The following is a 15,901-nucleotide window of genomic DNA, read 5'->3' as shown; positions in this document are numbered from 1 at the left end:
CGAGTCCATCCAATTACAGGTTTTGTACTGGTTCGGCTGTCAGGGCTGCCAATACGTCTGTTACCGACCCAAACTCCCGATCAACCCCCGGCAACACTGGCCGCTGCAAAACAATTACCGGCACCCCACGCTCCCGTGCCACTTCCAGTTTCGGTTCGGTCGCGGTGCTGCCGCTGTTCTTGCTGATCAGTACATCTATCTGCCGACGTTCAAACAGCGCACGTTCATCCTCGATCAGAAACGGCCCACGCGCGCCGATGACTTCGCAACGTTCGTTGCCGGGGTAAACGTCCAGGGCGCGCAAGGTCCAGAATTGCTCTGGCGGTATTTCATGCAGATGCTGCAAGGGTTCGCGGCCGAGGGTGAACAGCGGTCGCCGAAACGGTTTCAGCGCTTCGATCAACTCGGCCCAATCGCTGACGTCTCGCCAGTCGTCGTCGGGCTGTGGCTGCCAGGCCGGACGCCTCAGCGCCCAGCATGCAATGCCGCTCAATTGCGCGGCAGTGGCGGCGTTCTGGCTGATTTGTGCGGCGTAGGGGTGGGTGGCGTCCAGTAGCAGGTCGATCCCTTCATCCCGAATGAACTGCGCAAGCCCTTCGGCACCGCCGTAACCGCCAACGCGAACCTGGCAGGTCAGATCCGTCGGCACACGCCCGACGCCGGCCAGGCTATAGATGTGTTCTGGCCCGAGGGTCCGGGCGATGGCCAAGGCTTCTGTCACGCCACCGAGCAACAACACGCGCTTCATTGAAAAGCTCCCGCATGGCCGACAATCCCACCCTGGCGATCGATGGCAAATACTTCAACCTGAACCTGCGCCGGCACCACGCTGCGAGCAAAGTCCAGGGCGTGCTGACACACCGCATCACCCAGGGCGATCCCGGCAGCGCTGGCCATTGCCAAGGCTTGCTGGCTGGTGTTGGCTTCGCGAATCCCTTGCTGCAACGCCTCATCGGCACCAATCGCCGCCGCCCACTCGGCCAGTTGCGGCAGGTCGATGCTCGAATGTCGGCTGTGCAAATCCATGTGCCCGGCTGCCAGTTTGCTGATCTTGCCGAAACCACCGCAGAGGCTGAGTTTATCCACAGGCACTTTGCGCAGATGTTTGAGCACGGCGCCGACGAAGTCGCCCATTTCGATCAGGGCGATTTCCGGCAGATCATAGACCCGGCGCATGGTGTCTTCGCTGGCGTTGCCGGTGCACGCGGCGATGTGCAGGTAACCGTTGGTTTTGGCGACGTCGATGCCCTGATGGATCGAGGCAATGTAGGCCGCGCAGGAAAACGGCCGGACGATGCCGCTGGTGCCGAGAATCGACAGCCCGCCGAGAATCCCCAGGCGCGGGTTCATGGTTTTCAAGGCCAGTGCTTCACCGTCCTCGACGTTCACCGTGACCTCGAAACCGCCGTGGTAATCGAGTTCCTCGGCCAGCAGGGTCAAGTGGTCGGTGATCATCTTGCGCGGCACCGGGTTGATCGCGGGTTCACCGACGCCCAGCACCAGCCCCGGCCGGGTCACCGTGCCGACGCCGCGACCGGCATTGAAGCGGATACCCGGCTCGCTACTCAGTCGCACTTGGGAATAGAGCAGCGCGCCATGGGTCACGTCGGGGTCATCGCCCGCGTCCTTGATCGTCCCTGCTTCGGCGCCGTTGTCGATCAGACGACAGAACTCCAGCCGCATCTGCACCTGCTTGCCCTTGGGCAAAACGATCTCCACAGCGTCAGCACTCAGCCCGCCCAATAACAATCGTGCAGCCGCCAGACTGGTCGCGGTGGCACAGCTGCCCGTGGTCAAACCGCTGCGCAGCGGTGCGGGTTGTTCGGCGGTTTCGTCACGCATCGAAAGGCTTCGTCACTTCCAGCAAGGTAATCGGCAACGCCTGACGCCACGTATCAAAGTCCCCCAGCGGTTGCGCTTGGGCGATATGAATGCGCGTCAGCTCGCCGCCGTGCTGCTCGCGCCAGGCCATCAAGGTCATTTCACTTTGTAGCGTGACGGCGTTGGCGATCAGTCGGCCGCCGGGTTTGAGTGCGGCCCAGCACGTGTTGAGCACGCCCTCGCGGGTGACCCCGCCACCGATGAAAATGGCGTCTGGATCCTCGAGCCCGGCCAAGGCCAGCGGTGCACTGCCGCGAATCAGCTGCAGGCCGGGAACACCGAGGGCCTCTCGGTTGTGTTCGATCAACAGCTGCCGCCCTTCATCCGCCTCGATGGCCAGCGCCCGGCAACTGGGGTGGGCGCGCATCCATTCGATGCCGATCGAGCCGCTGCCGGCGCCGACGTCCCACAAGAGTTCACCGGGAATTGGAGCGAGGCGGGCGAGGGTGATTGCGCGCACGTCGCGCTTGGTCAATTGGCCGTCGTGCTTGAAGGCTGAGTCCGGCAGGCCGGCCAGTCGCGACAGGCGCGGCGTGTTGGGTTCGGCGATGCACTCGATGGCGATCAGGTTCAGATCGGCGATCACAGGATCGTTCCAGTCATTGGCGACACCCTCGATGCGTCGTTCGGCTGCACCGCCCAGATGTTCCAGCACGGTGAGGCGACTCGCCCCGAAACCGCGTTCACATAGCAACGCAGCGATCGCGGCCGGGCTCTGACCGTCGTTGCTCAACACCAGCAAGCGAACACCGCTGAACAACTGCGCATTGAGTGCGGCGATGGGACGGGCAACCACCGAAAGTGTCACCACATCCTGCAACGGCCAGCCCATTCGCGCCGCCGCCAATGAACAAGAAGAGGGCGCTGGCAATATCAGCATTTCATCGTTGGGCAGTTTCCGGGCAAGGCTTGCGCCCACGCCAAAGAACATCGGATCGCCGCTGGCCAGTACGCAGACCGGTTCGCCGCGCAGCGCTAAAACCGGTTCAAGGGAGAAAGGGCTGGGCCACAATTGCCGCTCGCCACGGATGCACACCGGCAGCAAATCCAGTTGCCGCTGACCGCCAATGATCCGCGAAGCGCGCAACAGAGCGTGCCGGGCGTTTTTGCCCAAGCCCTTGAAGCCGTCTTCACCGATTCCCACTACTGTCAGCCAGGAGGCCATGTTGTTCCTTAATCCAATGTTCAACGTCAAGGCGACATGATAACGCGGCTTCTGTCATCTGACGCAGGTCTATGGCCGGGAAAAGGTACTTCGGGTTGCAGACACTTAATGTCGACGAAAAATTGTCTGCTGTAATGATGGTTTTGGTAGTTTGGTTTTTGTTCTGGTTACGCAATCTTATATGTATTAAATATTTGGCCTGTCGTTGATGTTGGTCGCGACACTATCAAGGATGAAAGAAACTTATATGGATAACGTGTTAGCTGAAAGTGTCATCGAGCATGATGCGCTGATGATGAATAATGTGCTGCTGGTCGGCATTGCCGGCCAGACTATCGCCGACAATAGTTTTGTCAAAAATTGCATCTATCTGGCCCAGAATGGCGCGGATAAAGTCGCAAAGAGCGAGACGCAGCCGGGGCCTTGGTTCGATCATTACGCCGGTATATTTTGGTCAATGGAATGGAAACTTGCCGAGCCTGTCGAGTACATCATGCCGCAGTTTTCGGGCAGTTTGAAACAGGCTTGGTTGAACGTGGCACGTCCCTACCTTACGAGCGCTCAAATAGCGCAGGTGGGAGCAGTACTTGGAAAGCTGGAGAGTGACGCCAGGTTGCTGGCGAAGATTGCGGGTTTAAGTGGAAAAATAGCCGGATTCAACATCGTACCGTTCAGTTATAAACCCAACGGAGATCTGGAAATGGTGGTCAGTCATGTCAGGTTGATCAAGTTGGGCATCACTACACCCTATCTGTTCTGGACGATAGACCAGAGTCTGTCCCAATTGGATATCCGGATTCGGCGGTTGGAGATCAAGCGTCGAGACATGGACGCCATTCGACAACGCGTGGAAGATGCCACGCGAGCCCTTGCGCTCGAGTTCAGCGAGTACGAGCTCTAATCCACGCAGGCCGAAGCATTCTTTTGCTTGATCGATACGTTGGCAGCGTTTCCGACCGGCAGACTTTTCATGCGCTCGGGCAAAGCAGGCATAATGGCGGCCCTTCGCCTTTCACATGCATCCAGTCAGCCGGTCACTCATTGAACGAACGCCCGATGTCCAACGCTTTACGCCCCTCGGCCTGTCCGGGGTTGCTGCGTATCGTCCAGGCGCTGGACGGTGGGATCTGCCGGATCAAGCTTAATGGTGGTTCGATCATGGCAGATCAGGCCGATGCAGTGGCCGATGCCGCCGAACGGTTTGCCGACGGGGTGATCGAGGCGACCAACCGCGCCAATCTGCAAATTCGCGGGATCGGCAGTGAACAGGGCGCCTTGATCGATGGCCTGATGGCGGCCGGGTTGGGCCCAAGCACTGCCGCTGGCGACGATGTGCGTAATCTGATGCTCAGCCCGAGCGCCGGGATCGATCAGCAGATGCTGTTCGACACGCGACCGCTGGCCGAAAAGATCCTCGCCACGCTGCAAAGCCATGAGCGCTTTCACGACCTCAGTGCCAAGTTTGCCGTGCAACTGGATGGCGGCGAAGGCTTGGCGATGCTCGAGCATCCCCACGACCTGTGGTTGTCCGCCACTGAGCGAGAAGGCGAGCTGGTGTTTGCATTCGGTCTGGCAGGGTGTCCCGTGGATTCGCCTGCGGGCGCGGTGTCACTGGAGCAGGGCCATGCGCTGGTGGTCGGGGTGCTTGAATTGTTTCTCGACCTGGCGCGTCCCGACCAGACACGCATGCGGCATTTGCTCGCTGATTGCTCGCTCGACGGGTTTCTCACTTGTCTGGCCGAGCGTGTGCCGCTGATGCCCATCACGGGTTGGCAACGCAAGGTTAGTCCGAGTGTCTTGCACATCGGCGTTCATCCACAGCGCGAGGCCGAGCGTGTGTATATCGGCGCGGTGCCGCCTCTGGGTCGCCTCAATCCCGCGATGCTCAGAGGCGTCGCACAATTGGCACGCAATCAGGGCGATGGCAGCCTGCGTTTCACACCTTGGCAAAGCCTGTTGTTACCCGGTGTCCATGTCGACGACGCTCGCGAAGTTATCCACCGTCTTGAACAGCTCGGTCTGCGTTGCTCGGCCGACGAAGCCTTGGCGAATCTGATCGCCTGCACCGGCTCGACGGGTTGCGGCAAAGGCCTGGCCGACACCAAGGGCGATGCCCGGCAACTGGCCGCGCTGTTGCAACACCAGGGCCAGACACAGAACGTGCACCTGTCCGGTTGCTCACGTTCCTGCGCGGCCGCACACATCGCACCCATCACGTTGCTGGCGGTTTTTCCCGGTCACTACGACCTCTATTTTCGCGATGCAGCGCAGCCGGGTTTCGGCGCGCTGCACGCATGCAACCTTACTATTGAAGCGGTCGCAGCCTTGCTCGACGCCCGCTCACGGAGCCCCCTTGATGCTTGATTACATCCGCGACGGTCAGGAGATCTATCGCAACTCCTTCGCGATCATTCGTGCCGAGGCCAACCTCGAGCGTATTCCGGCCGATCTGGAAAAACTTGCGGTCCGTGTGATCCATGCTTGCGGCATGGTCGACGCCATCGACGGCCTGCAGTTTTCCGAAGGCGCAGGCAAGGCCGGACGTGATGCGCTGGCCGCCGGTGCACCGATCCTGTGCGATGCGAGGATGGTCAGTGAAGGCGTGACCCGCACGCGGTTGCCTGCGAACAATCAGGTCATCTGCACCCTGCGCGATGAAAGCGTTCCGGAGCTTGCCCGCGAGTTGGGCAATACTCGCTCCGCCGCCGCGCTGGAGCTATGGCGTCCGCACCTGGAAGGCAGCGTGGTGGTGATCGGCAACGCGCCGACCGCACTGTTTTATCTGTTGGAAATGCTCGACGCGGGCGCACCGAAACCGGCGCTGATTCTCGGTTTCCCGGTGGGCTTCGTCGGCGCCGCCGAATCCAAGGCAGCGCTCGCGGCGGACAGCCGTGGCGTGCCTTTCGTCATCATGCAAGGCCGGCTGGGCGGTAGCGCCATGGCCGCCGCCGCCGTCAATGCCCTCGCTACGGAGATCGAATGATGCAGCAACCTGGACGTTTGATCGGCCTGGGCGTCGGCCCTGGTGATCCGGAGCTGATTACAGTCAAAGCCCTGCGCCTGCTGCGTGAATCGCCGGTGGTGGCGTACTTCGTCGCCAAGGGCAAAAAGGGCAACGCCTTCGGCATCATCGAGGCGCATTTGCAGGATGCGCAAACGCTGCTGCCGCTGGTGTATCCGGTGACCACCGAAGCGTTGCCGGCGCCGCTGTCGTACGAACAAGTCATCAGCGATTTCTACGATGCGGCCGGCGAAGAACTCGCCGCGCACCTGGACGCTGGCCGTGACGTGGCGGTGATCTGCGAGGGTGATCCGTTCTTCTACGGCTCCTACATGTACCTGCACGATCGGCTGGCCGAGCGCTACGAAGCCGAAGTTGTGCCGGGCGTTTGTTCGATGCTCGGCGGTGCCTCGGTACTGGGCGCGCCGCTGGTGTATCGCAATCAGAGTTTGTCGGTGCTGTCGGGCGTATTACCTGCCGACGATCTCAAGCGGCGTCTGGCCGATGCCGATGCCGCCGTGATCATGAAACTGGGGCGCAACTTTCCCAAGGTCCGTCAGGTGCTCGAAGAACTCGGGCTGGCGGAACGTGCGTTGTACGTTGAGCGCGCGACCATGGCCAACCAGAAAATCGTCCCGCTGGATCAGGTCGAGCCGATGTCCTCGCCGTACTTCTCGCTGATCATTGTGCCCGGCGAAAGGTGGCAAGGCTGATGTCCCGTCCAGTTCCGGCGATTGTCATTCTGGGCAATGGCAGCCTCGCGACCGCGCGCAAGATTGCGCAGTTGTACCCTGGCGCATTGATCCATGGCCTGGCCGAGCGGGTGGAAGGCGCGGACCGCGTCTATCACGAGTTCGGTGCCACCTTGCGTGAGTTCTATCAGCAGGACACGCCGATTATCGCGTTGTGTGCGGCCGGCATCGTGATCCGAACGCTGGCCTCGCTTCTGCTGGAAAAAGGCGCTGAGCCGCCGGTGCTGGCCGTGGCCGAAGACGGCAGCGCCGTGGTGCCGCTGCTCGGGGGGCTCGGTGGCGTGAACGTCATGGCGCGCGAGATTGCCGCTGGTCTCGAGGTTGCTGCGGCGATCACCACCAGCGGTGAATTGCGCTTCGGCACCTGCCTGCTCAATCCACCCAGCGGTTACGCCCTCGGCGATCTGGAACTGGGCAAGCGCTTCGTCTCGGATTTGCTCGCCGGCCAAAGCGTACGCGTCGAAGGGACTGCGCCGTGGCTGGCGCAAGCGCAGTTGCCGCAAGATCCTCAAGCGCAGCTGTCGATCCATGTCGGTCATGCCGAGCGGACACCGGCAGCCAATGAATTGAGGATCTACCCGCGCAATGTGTTGGTGGCGGTGAGCGGCGAGGTGACGGGGCTGCCAGGCGCGATTCGCACGGCCCTGCATCAAGCGAAAATCGCCGTGCAATCGGTGGCGTGCCTGTTGGCCAGCGATCTGCACATGGCCAACACGACATTGCGCGAAGCGGCACTTGAACTGGGTGTGCCTCTGCGGTTTGCGTCGGTCAGCGGCGGCGTTAGCGAGTTGTCCCGCCACACCGTGCCGAACGCTAGCATCGTGTCAGCGGATACCGGCATTGCCATCGCGGTGGCCACTCAGCCGCTGGACGCTGCGCAGATCGGCCGTGCACGCGGTCGTTTGGCGGTGATCGGTCTGGGGCCGGGCGCCGCCGAACTGATGGTGCCAGCGGTCAAGGCTGAACTGGCCAGGGCCACCGACGTACTCGGCTACGAAACCTACGTGCGCATGGCCGGGCCGTTCCGTGAAGATCAGGTGCTGCATTGCACCGACAACCGCGAAGAAATGCAGCGTGCCCGCCACGCCTTCGAGTTGGCGGCGCAAGGTCGTTCGGTGATTGTGGTCTCGTCCGGTGACCCCGGCGTGTTCGCCATGGCGGCGGCGGTGCTTGAAGCGTTGCATGAGTCGAGTGAGCCGAGCTGGCACAGCGTCGATCTGGAAATCCTGCCGGGTGTTTCCGCTTCGCTGGCGACTGCTGCGCAGGCCGGTGCGCCGTTGGGGCATGACTTCTGCGTGATGTCGCTGTCGGACAACCTCAAGCCTTGGGCGATCATCGAGAAGCGCCTGGACCTGGCCGCCGAAGCCGATCTGGCGTTGGCGTTCTACAACCCGATCTCGCGTTCACGTCCATGGCAATTGGGTCGGGCCCTGGAGATTGTCGCGCAGCACCGCACCGCTGAAACGCCGGTCGTATTGGGTCGCGACATTGGTCGCCCGGGCCAGACCTTGCGCGTCACCACGCTGGGGCAGTTGACCCCCGACCAGGTCGACATGCGCACCATGGTGCTGATCGGTTCCTCCACCACCTGCGTGTTCCCGCGTGCCGAGGGTGGCGAGTGGGTGTATACGCCTCGTTGGTACGGCGACAAGCCAACTTCGTGAGTGTCGGCGGCCTCGTCCTGAGGCCGCTTTTATACCTGACTGTTGTTAATGAAGACGTAGTGCTTGCGGCCGACAGTTCGATGTCTTGATGTAAGTTAATATTTGATTTGGACGTAAGGTCGCTATCGTATTTATTGATGGTCGAGCATTTTGTTGTCTTTCTTTTGTTGTTTGGGTGGGTGTTTAAGTTTCTGAATGTTCGGTTGGTCATCAATTGTTTGTTTTCTGTTTTGAGGCTGTAAGTGCGTTCGGCTAGTGTTGTTTGAGGTCGGATGGTTTCTGCATCTTAGTGGGATGCCAGCACTTAATTTTTACAAGGAAGTACTTTATGGGTGAGCAAGCAGTCGGCCGTGTGAACGGCTACGTCAGTTTTATTGATCTTTTTAAATTGTCTGATCTTGAGCAGGCATTGCAGGAGCATAAAGGTACCGACAAGTACGACGCGGTGTTTCGGTATTACTTCGCGTGTGTCGGCGTGCTCGATTTTCCGAGAATGCTGCCACCGCTAGGCTTGCTGCGCGAGGCGCTTGAATCTTTTGTTGAACCCACGAGCCGGCATCGACGCGCGGCGGGGATGGAACCGCCAATGGCGCCGGAGGGCGCTGCGACGCCGGGCCTGGCTGAAATCAGCAACAGGGTCGAAGGCTTTCATGCACGCCTGTCCGACAGCATCGAACAGCTGACTGCCGTAGCAACCGAAGTACCGAAGAATATGCACTTCGTATGGCTGGGAGGTGGCCTGGGGGACATCCAGCGCGACTACATTAATGTCTGGAAGAAGGTTCTGGTCGAGCAAGACTATGCCGTTAAACTCTGGTACGACAGCGATGCACTACTGGCTTATGAAACCAACCGGATTATTGTCGAGGCGGCGAAAGCCGATGCAATGGTTAATGGCGGGCATAGCAGCGAATCGGATCTTGATCTTGTTAGTCTGTATGAGGAACGAGCCATTGTTCTGAAGCAACAAATGTTTGCACATGTCAACAAGGCAGTAGAACGCGGTGTTCGCGCGGATGATGCACGAATTGATCTTCTGGTTCGTGGGTATGGCCAGAAGGAAGCGACACTGAAAGCCTTGCGGGAAAAGAATAGCCAAAGTATTTCCGCACTGGGCGAGGGGGGTGTGGAACTTCGTGATTTAGCGGCGAATGAAACACCGCTGCACTTGCAGGATATCTACCAACGGGAAATCAGTCTGCGAGGCAATTTTGCCGCCGCCTCCGATGTTGTGCGCATCGAGGCCTTGGATGCCGAAGGCGGAAGTTACGCGGATGTCGATAACCTGCCACCGCTTCATGAAGTGTTGGGCGATGTGGACATCAGTCAGTTCGGCACCGATGCGCGCCTGGGCATATTGCAATTGTTGCTGGATCAAAACCCGGAATGGATGCCTGGTCGTGAGGCATCAAGAAGTAAGTACACCAATTATTTTGAGCGCATCCCTGAAGAACATCGCCCGGCGCTGGAACGGTTCGCCAAAAGTCGCCCGCAGTTGAACAGTGTCTTTCGCGCGCCCGCAGAACGCCTCGTTCGTCCCGATGGACTGCGAGCGGTTTCCGAGCGGAACAGCCTGAGCAATGCGTTTCTAATGGCTCATCCCGGATCGGCGATGTTGGGCGCCGTGATCGATCGATTCAAACTCAACTATGAGATCGTTGATGCCACGGCCCGTTTGGCCATGGAGCGCCAGGTCGCCGCTACCGACTCTGAGGCGATAAGTCATATAGCGTTGGAGGTCGTCGAAAAAAAGTTCGGCCCATTGCACGCTCTGCCGGCGGATGCAGAGCTCGCCCTGTATTTTCTGGCAAAAGCTGCAACCTTTTACTACAGCGACGGCATTCGCCCGCAAAGCGAAGTGACCATCTATTTGACCGGGCCCGCAGCGATGCGCGATGCGCTCGCTGATTACGCCAAGATGCACTTCACCCCGAGTGCAGCGGGCGCCTGGCGAAAAGACGTGGCTATTGACCCCGCCGCTACGGTGAACCGGGCCACCGAGGAGGAGCTGGACCACTCCTGGAAAGAAAACGAAAGTGACACCGTCGAATGGCTCAAGAACGAAAAACAACGTTGGGAGGCCGGGCAGTTCAAAGCACGTTACGTGGGCAAAGTGGATCAGTTGTTAAAGAGTCAGACGATCCATTTCGACCATGGCTGGCCTGTTATCGAAGGTCGACATGTGTTGTCGACCGAATTGCTGCAATCCCTGGCACAGCACCTTGGCGAACCGTTTTTGCGTGCGATGAGTCAGCGGGCCACCGGTGGGGTGACTTTCGACAAGCCGTTGCAGCTGAGTTTTGACGAGCGTCAATCTATTCTCGCGCAGGAGATCGCGCTCCCGCCGTCGTTGGTCGGTGACCCGGCAACAGCGGATTTACCCCTGGATGAATTGCTTCACCGAATCGGCCGAGGCGCTTTGCAGGTTGAACAGCTTGACCCCCTGCAACGGTTGTTGATCGGTTCGTTGCTGGGCGCTCGGGCCATGGATCAGCGCAACTTTGATCACGTCAGCGCACGGCTGGAAAACCTTGCCAACAACGTCTCTGAACTGGGCGTGTCTCACCGTTACGGGGCTATTGAGCGGGAGCTGTTCAAAGAGAATCACCCAGCGTTCGTGGCAGGTTTGGCCAGTGCCTCGACGCCCACCGTAGCGTTGTCCGAGACCAGCATCGAACTGAAGAAGCAGGCGCTCGAGCAGCCACTGACTTTGCTGCAATGGGGGCGTCAGGTTGCCCGTATTCAGCAGATAGCAAAACTCGAATTCCGTGACCGTATTGGCGAGCGGATGACCGATGTGCTGGAAAGCTTCAATCACGGCAGTTTCAAGTTGGTCCCGCAGGACTTGTTGCTTCAGGGGACCGGTGACCGTATCGCCGGGCGTTGTTACCCGTTGGCACTGGCCATGGCAGCGGCCATGAGTAAAGGGAGCGATGCGGCCAACATTCTGCGTGAGCGGTTCTACCTGGCGGTCATTGAGCCCGACACCAGCGATTCCAAGGCGTTTGTGAGCATTCTCGAAGAGTTACGCGATACCGACATCCATGACCTGGGCGGGGCGATGGTGCGTTCGGATCTGACCCAAGTCATTGCGACGCTCGAAGGAAAAAACGGCACCAGCACGCTGATGCTCAACTCTGACAACCATTCCATGCTGGTGGCCAAAACGTCCAATGGCGGGCGCAGCACGTACCATTTCTACGATCCGAATTTTGGTGTTTTCGAATTTGATTCCGCCAAAGCGTTCAGCGAAGCGCTGACACATTTTTTCGTTCGACAGGAAATGGCCAGGCATTACGCAGCCTATGGAGAGGTCGCTCGTCCGAGCTTTGATTTGATTGAACTCGACGCTACCCGACTCAATGAAAGGGTGCTGTCGTCGGGTGTCCAGGTGTCCAGTCTTTCCGAGTCGGGCGGCCTGCCTGAGCAGGTGCCGCGGGTAAGACAACGGCTGGCGAGTGCCCGGGGGCAGTCGCTGGTCAACAATGCAGCGCTGGGCAGTTCATTGCTGGAACTGGACGCGCACTGGTGGGGTGGGCAGATCGCGCAGGCGACCCGGCAGTTGCAGGAGCAACACGGGTTGCCGCCGGGCGCTGTTGCGTTGTTCGAGACGCTGGAGATAACCCCGGCAGGAGAATACAAAATCAGTCTGGTCAACACCGATGCCGCGAAGACCATTGTGCGTGTGACCACCGATGATCATCGACTCCTGAGGATTAAAAACTTCCTCTCGGAAACCTTCCATTCGTTAGCCGCTCGCCCGCGTGCGCCGGTCAATCCGCTTGATCCGACGGACGCCGGCAGCGTTCATACGCTCAATGCCGGTTTCACCATACAGGCCCTGATGAATGCGCTGCGACATCACGAGGGCGCGGCCAGCGGTGGTGACAAGGCCCTGACCACCGCTATTCGCCTGCATGCCTACGTCAACTATGCCCAACTGGCCCATGGCAACGTAGTGGATTTGCTTGGCGTTGTGAAACTGGTGCGTCAGGCACTGGACGATGTAAAGCTGATCGCCCGTACCAGCGCACCGTTGGTGCAAAAGGCCTTGGGGCATATCGCCAATGAAGGCGTCGGTACTGTGCTGGGGCTGGTGAATGTCGGGTTTGATATTTATCAGTTAAGCCACGCCACCAATGACAGTGAAAAGACGCAGTTCGGAACGCAGTTGGCCTTTGACTCCGCGAGTGCGGTGGTAGGCGCCGCCGGTCTGGGGGCGGCACTGGCTGGCGCGGGTACGGTGGCCGGGGTGCTTGGGGGTGTTGGGGTGATTCTGGGTGGGCTGGCGGTGGGCGTTACGGCGCTGGCCGAAGGCTTTGCGACGATTGCGGAGGAAGCCAAGGAGGTCGCGCTGTTTTTTGATGGGCTTGAAAAGGCGTATCAACAAGGCGGCTATTACCTGGACAAGGCGTCGAATGCCTGGATTGCGCATCCCTTGCTGGTGTTTGCCGATTTGGATTTGCGCGCATCCACCGTCCATTTCGACAGTCCGAAACTGTTCCCGCTTCGGGATCATTTCGGGGTTCCGGATTTCGATGTGGATTACAACCGCGCCATCGATATTCGTCAGGGCCTTGAGTTGCCGGACTCGGCGCGTTTCTCACCGCAGGCCGGACAGACAATCGTTCTGCCCTGCAGACCCAGGACCTGGTACGGCTATCAATACAAGTTGCTGCCGTTTGTCACGTTTCGTCATGCCGGCGGGTACGACACGGCACGTCGACTGGAGAAAAAGAACGAACAGGGGCAATGGCAGTTTCTGTTCTCGTTCTATTCGTTTCCCGGCGAGTACGTGGTCAACCGGCTGAACCCGGTCTACAAACCAACGGTATTCAATGTACGGCTCGATAACGTCGAGCGTTCACTGGCGGTACCTGTGCTGCCGAAGGCGTGGCATGGCCTGGTGTCCTACCGGGTAGAAGGTGCAGGCGCTCAATGTTCCATGCTGCTCAATCCTGGGGTGAGCCTTGAACTCGCCGCACCCGGTCACACGGCCATGCAATGGGTGCTGCTGACGCCTTGGCTGGCGGAGACAGACATCCAGATAGAAGCCGGGGGGCGCCTTGTTTCGCAGACGCTGGATGTGACGTTCAGTGGCGGCGGCGTTCACCATGTATTGCTTAAGCTGGCGGGTAACAAAATCGTGCTTGTAGATCTTGCTGCCCGGCGGCTGGAGGTGGTCGAAGAGGAGGCCAATCCGGCCCTCGGGGAACAAGCGTTGCTGGATCACTTCAAGACACTGACCCATGAACATCGCCTGGCCACGTCTTACACCCCCGTTCGCAACTTCGTGGTGCCGTTCGAAAAGCCGGACGAACCCAGGACGGTAGTCGCGTATTACGACTCGGCACAGGATCGTTTTCTGTACATCCGCGACCCGAATGTGCTGTTGGCCGATGAGGCCGTGTTAGGGGCCGTGGTGGAGGGTTCGGCTTACTTCTATCACCCCGAGACTTTCTATGTCTGGCAGGTCGATGCGAACACCGGCACGCTGGTTCAGCGCTATCGTTTGCTTGTAGGAAATAGCATGGCGATTGTCCGCTGCGAGGCCGTGACCAATGGCGGCATTCAGATCGTGCAGCAGATCACTGGAAAGGACGGCCAGCGCGATGAACTGACCTATGTGATCCATGATCGTGCCATGTTGCTCAGCTCGATCACCCGCGGTCAGGATCCTGCGCTGCAGGCTGTTTTGAAGGCTGACACGCTGACGAACTGGAAGCAGGTACTGGGCGACTATTTCTTGCCGGCAGAGTCCGCCAATACCGTTAACTGGCGTCCCGGTGCACTGGTTTCGATTTGTTGGCAGATCGATGACACGTGGCGGGATATGGTCTGGGTGCGCAACGGTGATGGGTTGATTATTCGTGCGCCTGCCAGGCGTCACCACGTGCGGGGATGGGCAGACTCGATCAAGGCCTTGAATGAGCTTCTGCTCATCGCCCCTGCCGGTGCCGAGGGCGAAGTGTTCGTTACCTACGACAAGCCTCACGCAAGGCTCGTGCGACAGCAAAGGTCGATGGTGGAGGGGCGTGCACAATGGTCGTCCAGAGAAATCGCCCCACCTGGGTTGAACAATGTTATCGCCGTTGAACGGGACTATCTCGCCCTGACCGACTCTGGTCTGTTCTTTGACATTACACCGGACGGGAATCTGAGATTCGGCGGGCTGACCGAGCACTGGTTCAAGGGCAAAACCCAGTGGTGGTCGGCGCTGGCAACAGTTGCGTTGCAATACCCGGTGCCGAGTTTTGCCATCCTGGGTTTGGCCGGTTTCAAGGGCGGTTTGTGCGCCTGGTACCTGGGAGGGCGGCTGCTGCTCGCTGAAATGGGGCGCGGTAAAGAAGTACGGCTACTGAGTATTACGCCAGACAATCAGGCCACCTGGCTGTTTGATCTTTCCACCGGCAAGATTGTCCGTCAGGGTTTTATCGATCCAGACCACTTGAGCACGGCATTTGGCCAGGGAACGAAACTGTTACTGGCTGAGGCATTGCCAGCCCCGACGCAGGAATGGGCGAACTGGACCTTTAGTGACGTAACAGTGGAAGGCGCTGGCCTGAGGGCAACGACGCTTGAAGGCGTGGAGGTGGATTTAGAGCACAACGAACCGGTACGGATTACGGGCGTTAACAGCCATTGGGTCGCTGCACTGGAAGGTGAATTGAGTGAGGGGCTGGCGGCGCTGGCGAAGGAACATCGATGCGCCGATTTTCTGTCCGTCGAAGACCCCGACTACCAACAGTGGTACGTGGTCCGGACCGGACGGTTGATCCGCATTCCGAAGACCGCTATTGCTGCGCAATTCACGCTCGTCGGCACTCAGCATCAAACCAATGTGATGCTGCATGACCGTGGGGATGGTTTTTTGCACACCTACCCGCAAAACAACAGGGTCGGGCCGCTCGACTATGTCGAGCGAAACGCCGAAGTACTGGTGGTCGAGGGATCGAAAACGCGTACGGAGCTGCTCCCGTTGATTGCCGATGATGTCAGCATCCTGGTGCTCAAACTGGGTCAAGGGGCAACGACGAGTCGGCTGAGCAGGGCGGCTTGGTTGAAACTTGAGTCCGTCATCGTCGACTGCCGATACCCGCTTGATCACCGGCCCTTGGTTCCGGGCAAGCTGATTCTGGACGCCTCGGTAACGGATCAGTTGTGGGTAAGCCTGGTCGACGAACACTTGGTGATGAATGGCTTGGACAGCGGGCACAGCCTGATCTTTCGCGGAGTTTACTCATCGGATGTGACGTTGTGCGGTGATGTGTTTCTTGCGCTCAGTGGCTATCGATCGTGTGCGGTATCGGAAATAGTGGCCGAGTTGCTGAGGCAAAAGGGCGCTGCCGGCAGTGCCACGTTAAATGAGCTGATGTCGCATGATCAGGTCGAAGTGATCGCAGAGCCGGCGTTTTAGGACGTAGCGTTCTCTTGGCCG

The 15,901-nt window shown here is 59.4% G+C and carries 9 protein-coding genes; 6 read left to right on the top strand and 3 right to left on the bottom strand.

Annotated elements, in window-relative coordinates:
• Nucleotides 1-13: 13 nt before the first annotated feature.
• From VD17_RS15355 to VD17_RS15345, 3 genes are read right to left on the bottom strand one after another with little or no spacing between them, the layout of a single operon-like run.
• Complete coding sequence (locus tag VD17_RS15355) at nucleotides 14-748, bottom strand: cobalt-precorrin-6A reductase (RefSeq protein WP_046054539.1); 735 nt, start codon at nucleotides 746-748, stop codon at nucleotides 14-16.
• Nucleotides 745-1,842, bottom strand: coding sequence for a cobalt-precorrin-5B (C(1))-methyltransferase (locus VD17_RS15350; RefSeq protein ID WP_046054538.1), 1,098 nt, complete (start codon nucleotides 1,840-1,842; stop codon nucleotides 745-747). Before VD17_RS15350 ends, VD17_RS15355 begins: the two co-directional genes overlap by 4 nt.
• Nucleotides 1,835-3,046, bottom strand: a complete 1,212-nt coding sequence (locus VD17_RS15345) for a bifunctional cobalt-precorrin-7 (C(5))-methyltransferase/cobalt-precorrin-6B (C(15))-methyltransferase (protein WP_046054537.1) — start codon at nucleotides 3,044-3,046, stop codon at nucleotides 1,835-1,837. Before VD17_RS15345 ends, VD17_RS15350 begins: the two co-directional genes overlap by 8 nt.
• A 247-nt stretch (nucleotides 3,047-3,293) precedes the next feature.
• Here VD17_RS15345 and VD17_RS15340 point away from each other — a divergent pair, with 247 nt between their 5' ends.
• From VD17_RS15340 to VD17_RS15315, 6 genes are all read left to right on the top strand, one after another.
• Complete coding sequence (locus tag VD17_RS15340) at nucleotides 3,294-3,947, top strand: hypothetical protein (protein WP_046054536.1); 654 nt, start codon at nucleotides 3,294-3,296, stop codon at nucleotides 3,945-3,947.
• A gap of 155 nt (nucleotides 3,948-4,102) precedes the next feature.
• Nucleotides 4,103-5,410 (top strand): precorrin-3B synthase, encoded by a 1,308-nt coding sequence (gene cobG / locus VD17_RS15335; RefSeq protein ID WP_046054535.1) that lies wholly within the window; start codon nucleotides 4,103-4,105, stop codon nucleotides 5,408-5,410.
• Nucleotides 5,403-6,029, top strand: coding sequence for a precorrin-8X methylmutase (locus VD17_RS15330; protein ID WP_046054534.1), 627 nt, complete (start codon nucleotides 5,403-5,405; stop codon nucleotides 6,027-6,029). The genes cobG and VD17_RS15330 overlap by 8 nt, the downstream gene beginning before the upstream one ends.
• Complete coding sequence (locus tag VD17_RS15325; protein ID WP_033053597.1) at nucleotides 6,029-6,760, top strand: precorrin-2 C(20)-methyltransferase; 732 nt, start codon at nucleotides 6,029-6,031, stop codon at nucleotides 6,758-6,760. The genes VD17_RS15330 and VD17_RS15325 overlap by 1 nt, the downstream gene beginning before the upstream one ends.
• Entirely contained in the window at nucleotides 6,760-8,463 is a 1,704-nt protein-coding gene (gene cobJ / locus VD17_RS15320) for a precorrin-3B C(17)-methyltransferase (RefSeq protein WP_046054533.1), read from the top strand. Before VD17_RS15325 ends, cobJ begins: the two co-directional genes overlap by 1 nt.
• 493 nt (nucleotides 8,464-8,956) lie before the next feature.
• On the top strand, nucleotides 8,957-15,880 hold the full coding sequence (locus VD17_RS15315) for a TcdA/TcdB pore-forming domain-containing protein (RefSeq protein ID WP_080932005.1): 6,924 nt from the start codon (nucleotides 8,957-8,959) through the stop codon (nucleotides 15,878-15,880).
• Nucleotides 15,881-15,901: the final 21 nt, after the last annotated feature.

This window comes from Pseudomonas fluorescens, from assembly GCF_000968015.1.
GTDB lineage: Bacteria > Pseudomonadota > Gammaproteobacteria > Pseudomonadales > Pseudomonadaceae > Aquipseudomonas > Aquipseudomonas fluorescens_W.
This window is presented reverse-complemented; position numbering and strand designations above follow the sequence as displayed.

Coding starts and splice junctions, on each gene's coding strand:
- VD17_RS15355 (WP_046054539.1), bottom strand. CDS start 748: ATGAAGCGCGTGTTGTTGCTCGGTGGCGTGACAGAAGCCTTGGCCATC.
- VD17_RS15350 (WP_046054538.1), bottom strand. CDS start 1,842: ATGCGTGACGAAACCGCCGAACAACCCGCACCGCTGCGCAGCGGTTTG.
- VD17_RS15345 (WP_046054537.1), bottom strand. CDS start 3,046: ATGGCCTCCTGGCTGACAGTAGTGGGAATCGGTGAAGACGGCTTCAAG.
- VD17_RS15340 (WP_046054536.1), top strand. CDS start 3,294: ATGGATAACGTGTTAGCTGAAAGTGTCATCGAGCATGATGCGCTGATG.
- cobG (WP_046054535.1), top strand. CDS start 4,103: ATGTCCAACGCTTTACGCCCCTCGGCCTGTCCGGGGTTGCTGCGTATC.
- VD17_RS15330 (WP_046054534.1), top strand. CDS start 5,403: ATGCTTGATTACATCCGCGACGGTCAGGAGATCTATCGCAACTCCTTC.
- VD17_RS15325 (WP_033053597.1), top strand. CDS start 6,029: ATGCAGCAACCTGGACGTTTGATCGGCCTGGGCGTCGGCCCTGGTGAT.
- cobJ (WP_046054533.1), top strand. CDS start 6,760: ATGTCCCGTCCAGTTCCGGCGATTGTCATTCTGGGCAATGGCAGCCTC.
- VD17_RS15315 (WP_080932005.1), top strand. CDS start 8,957: ATGCTGCCACCGCTAGGCTTGCTGCGCGAGGCGCTTGAATCTTTTGTT.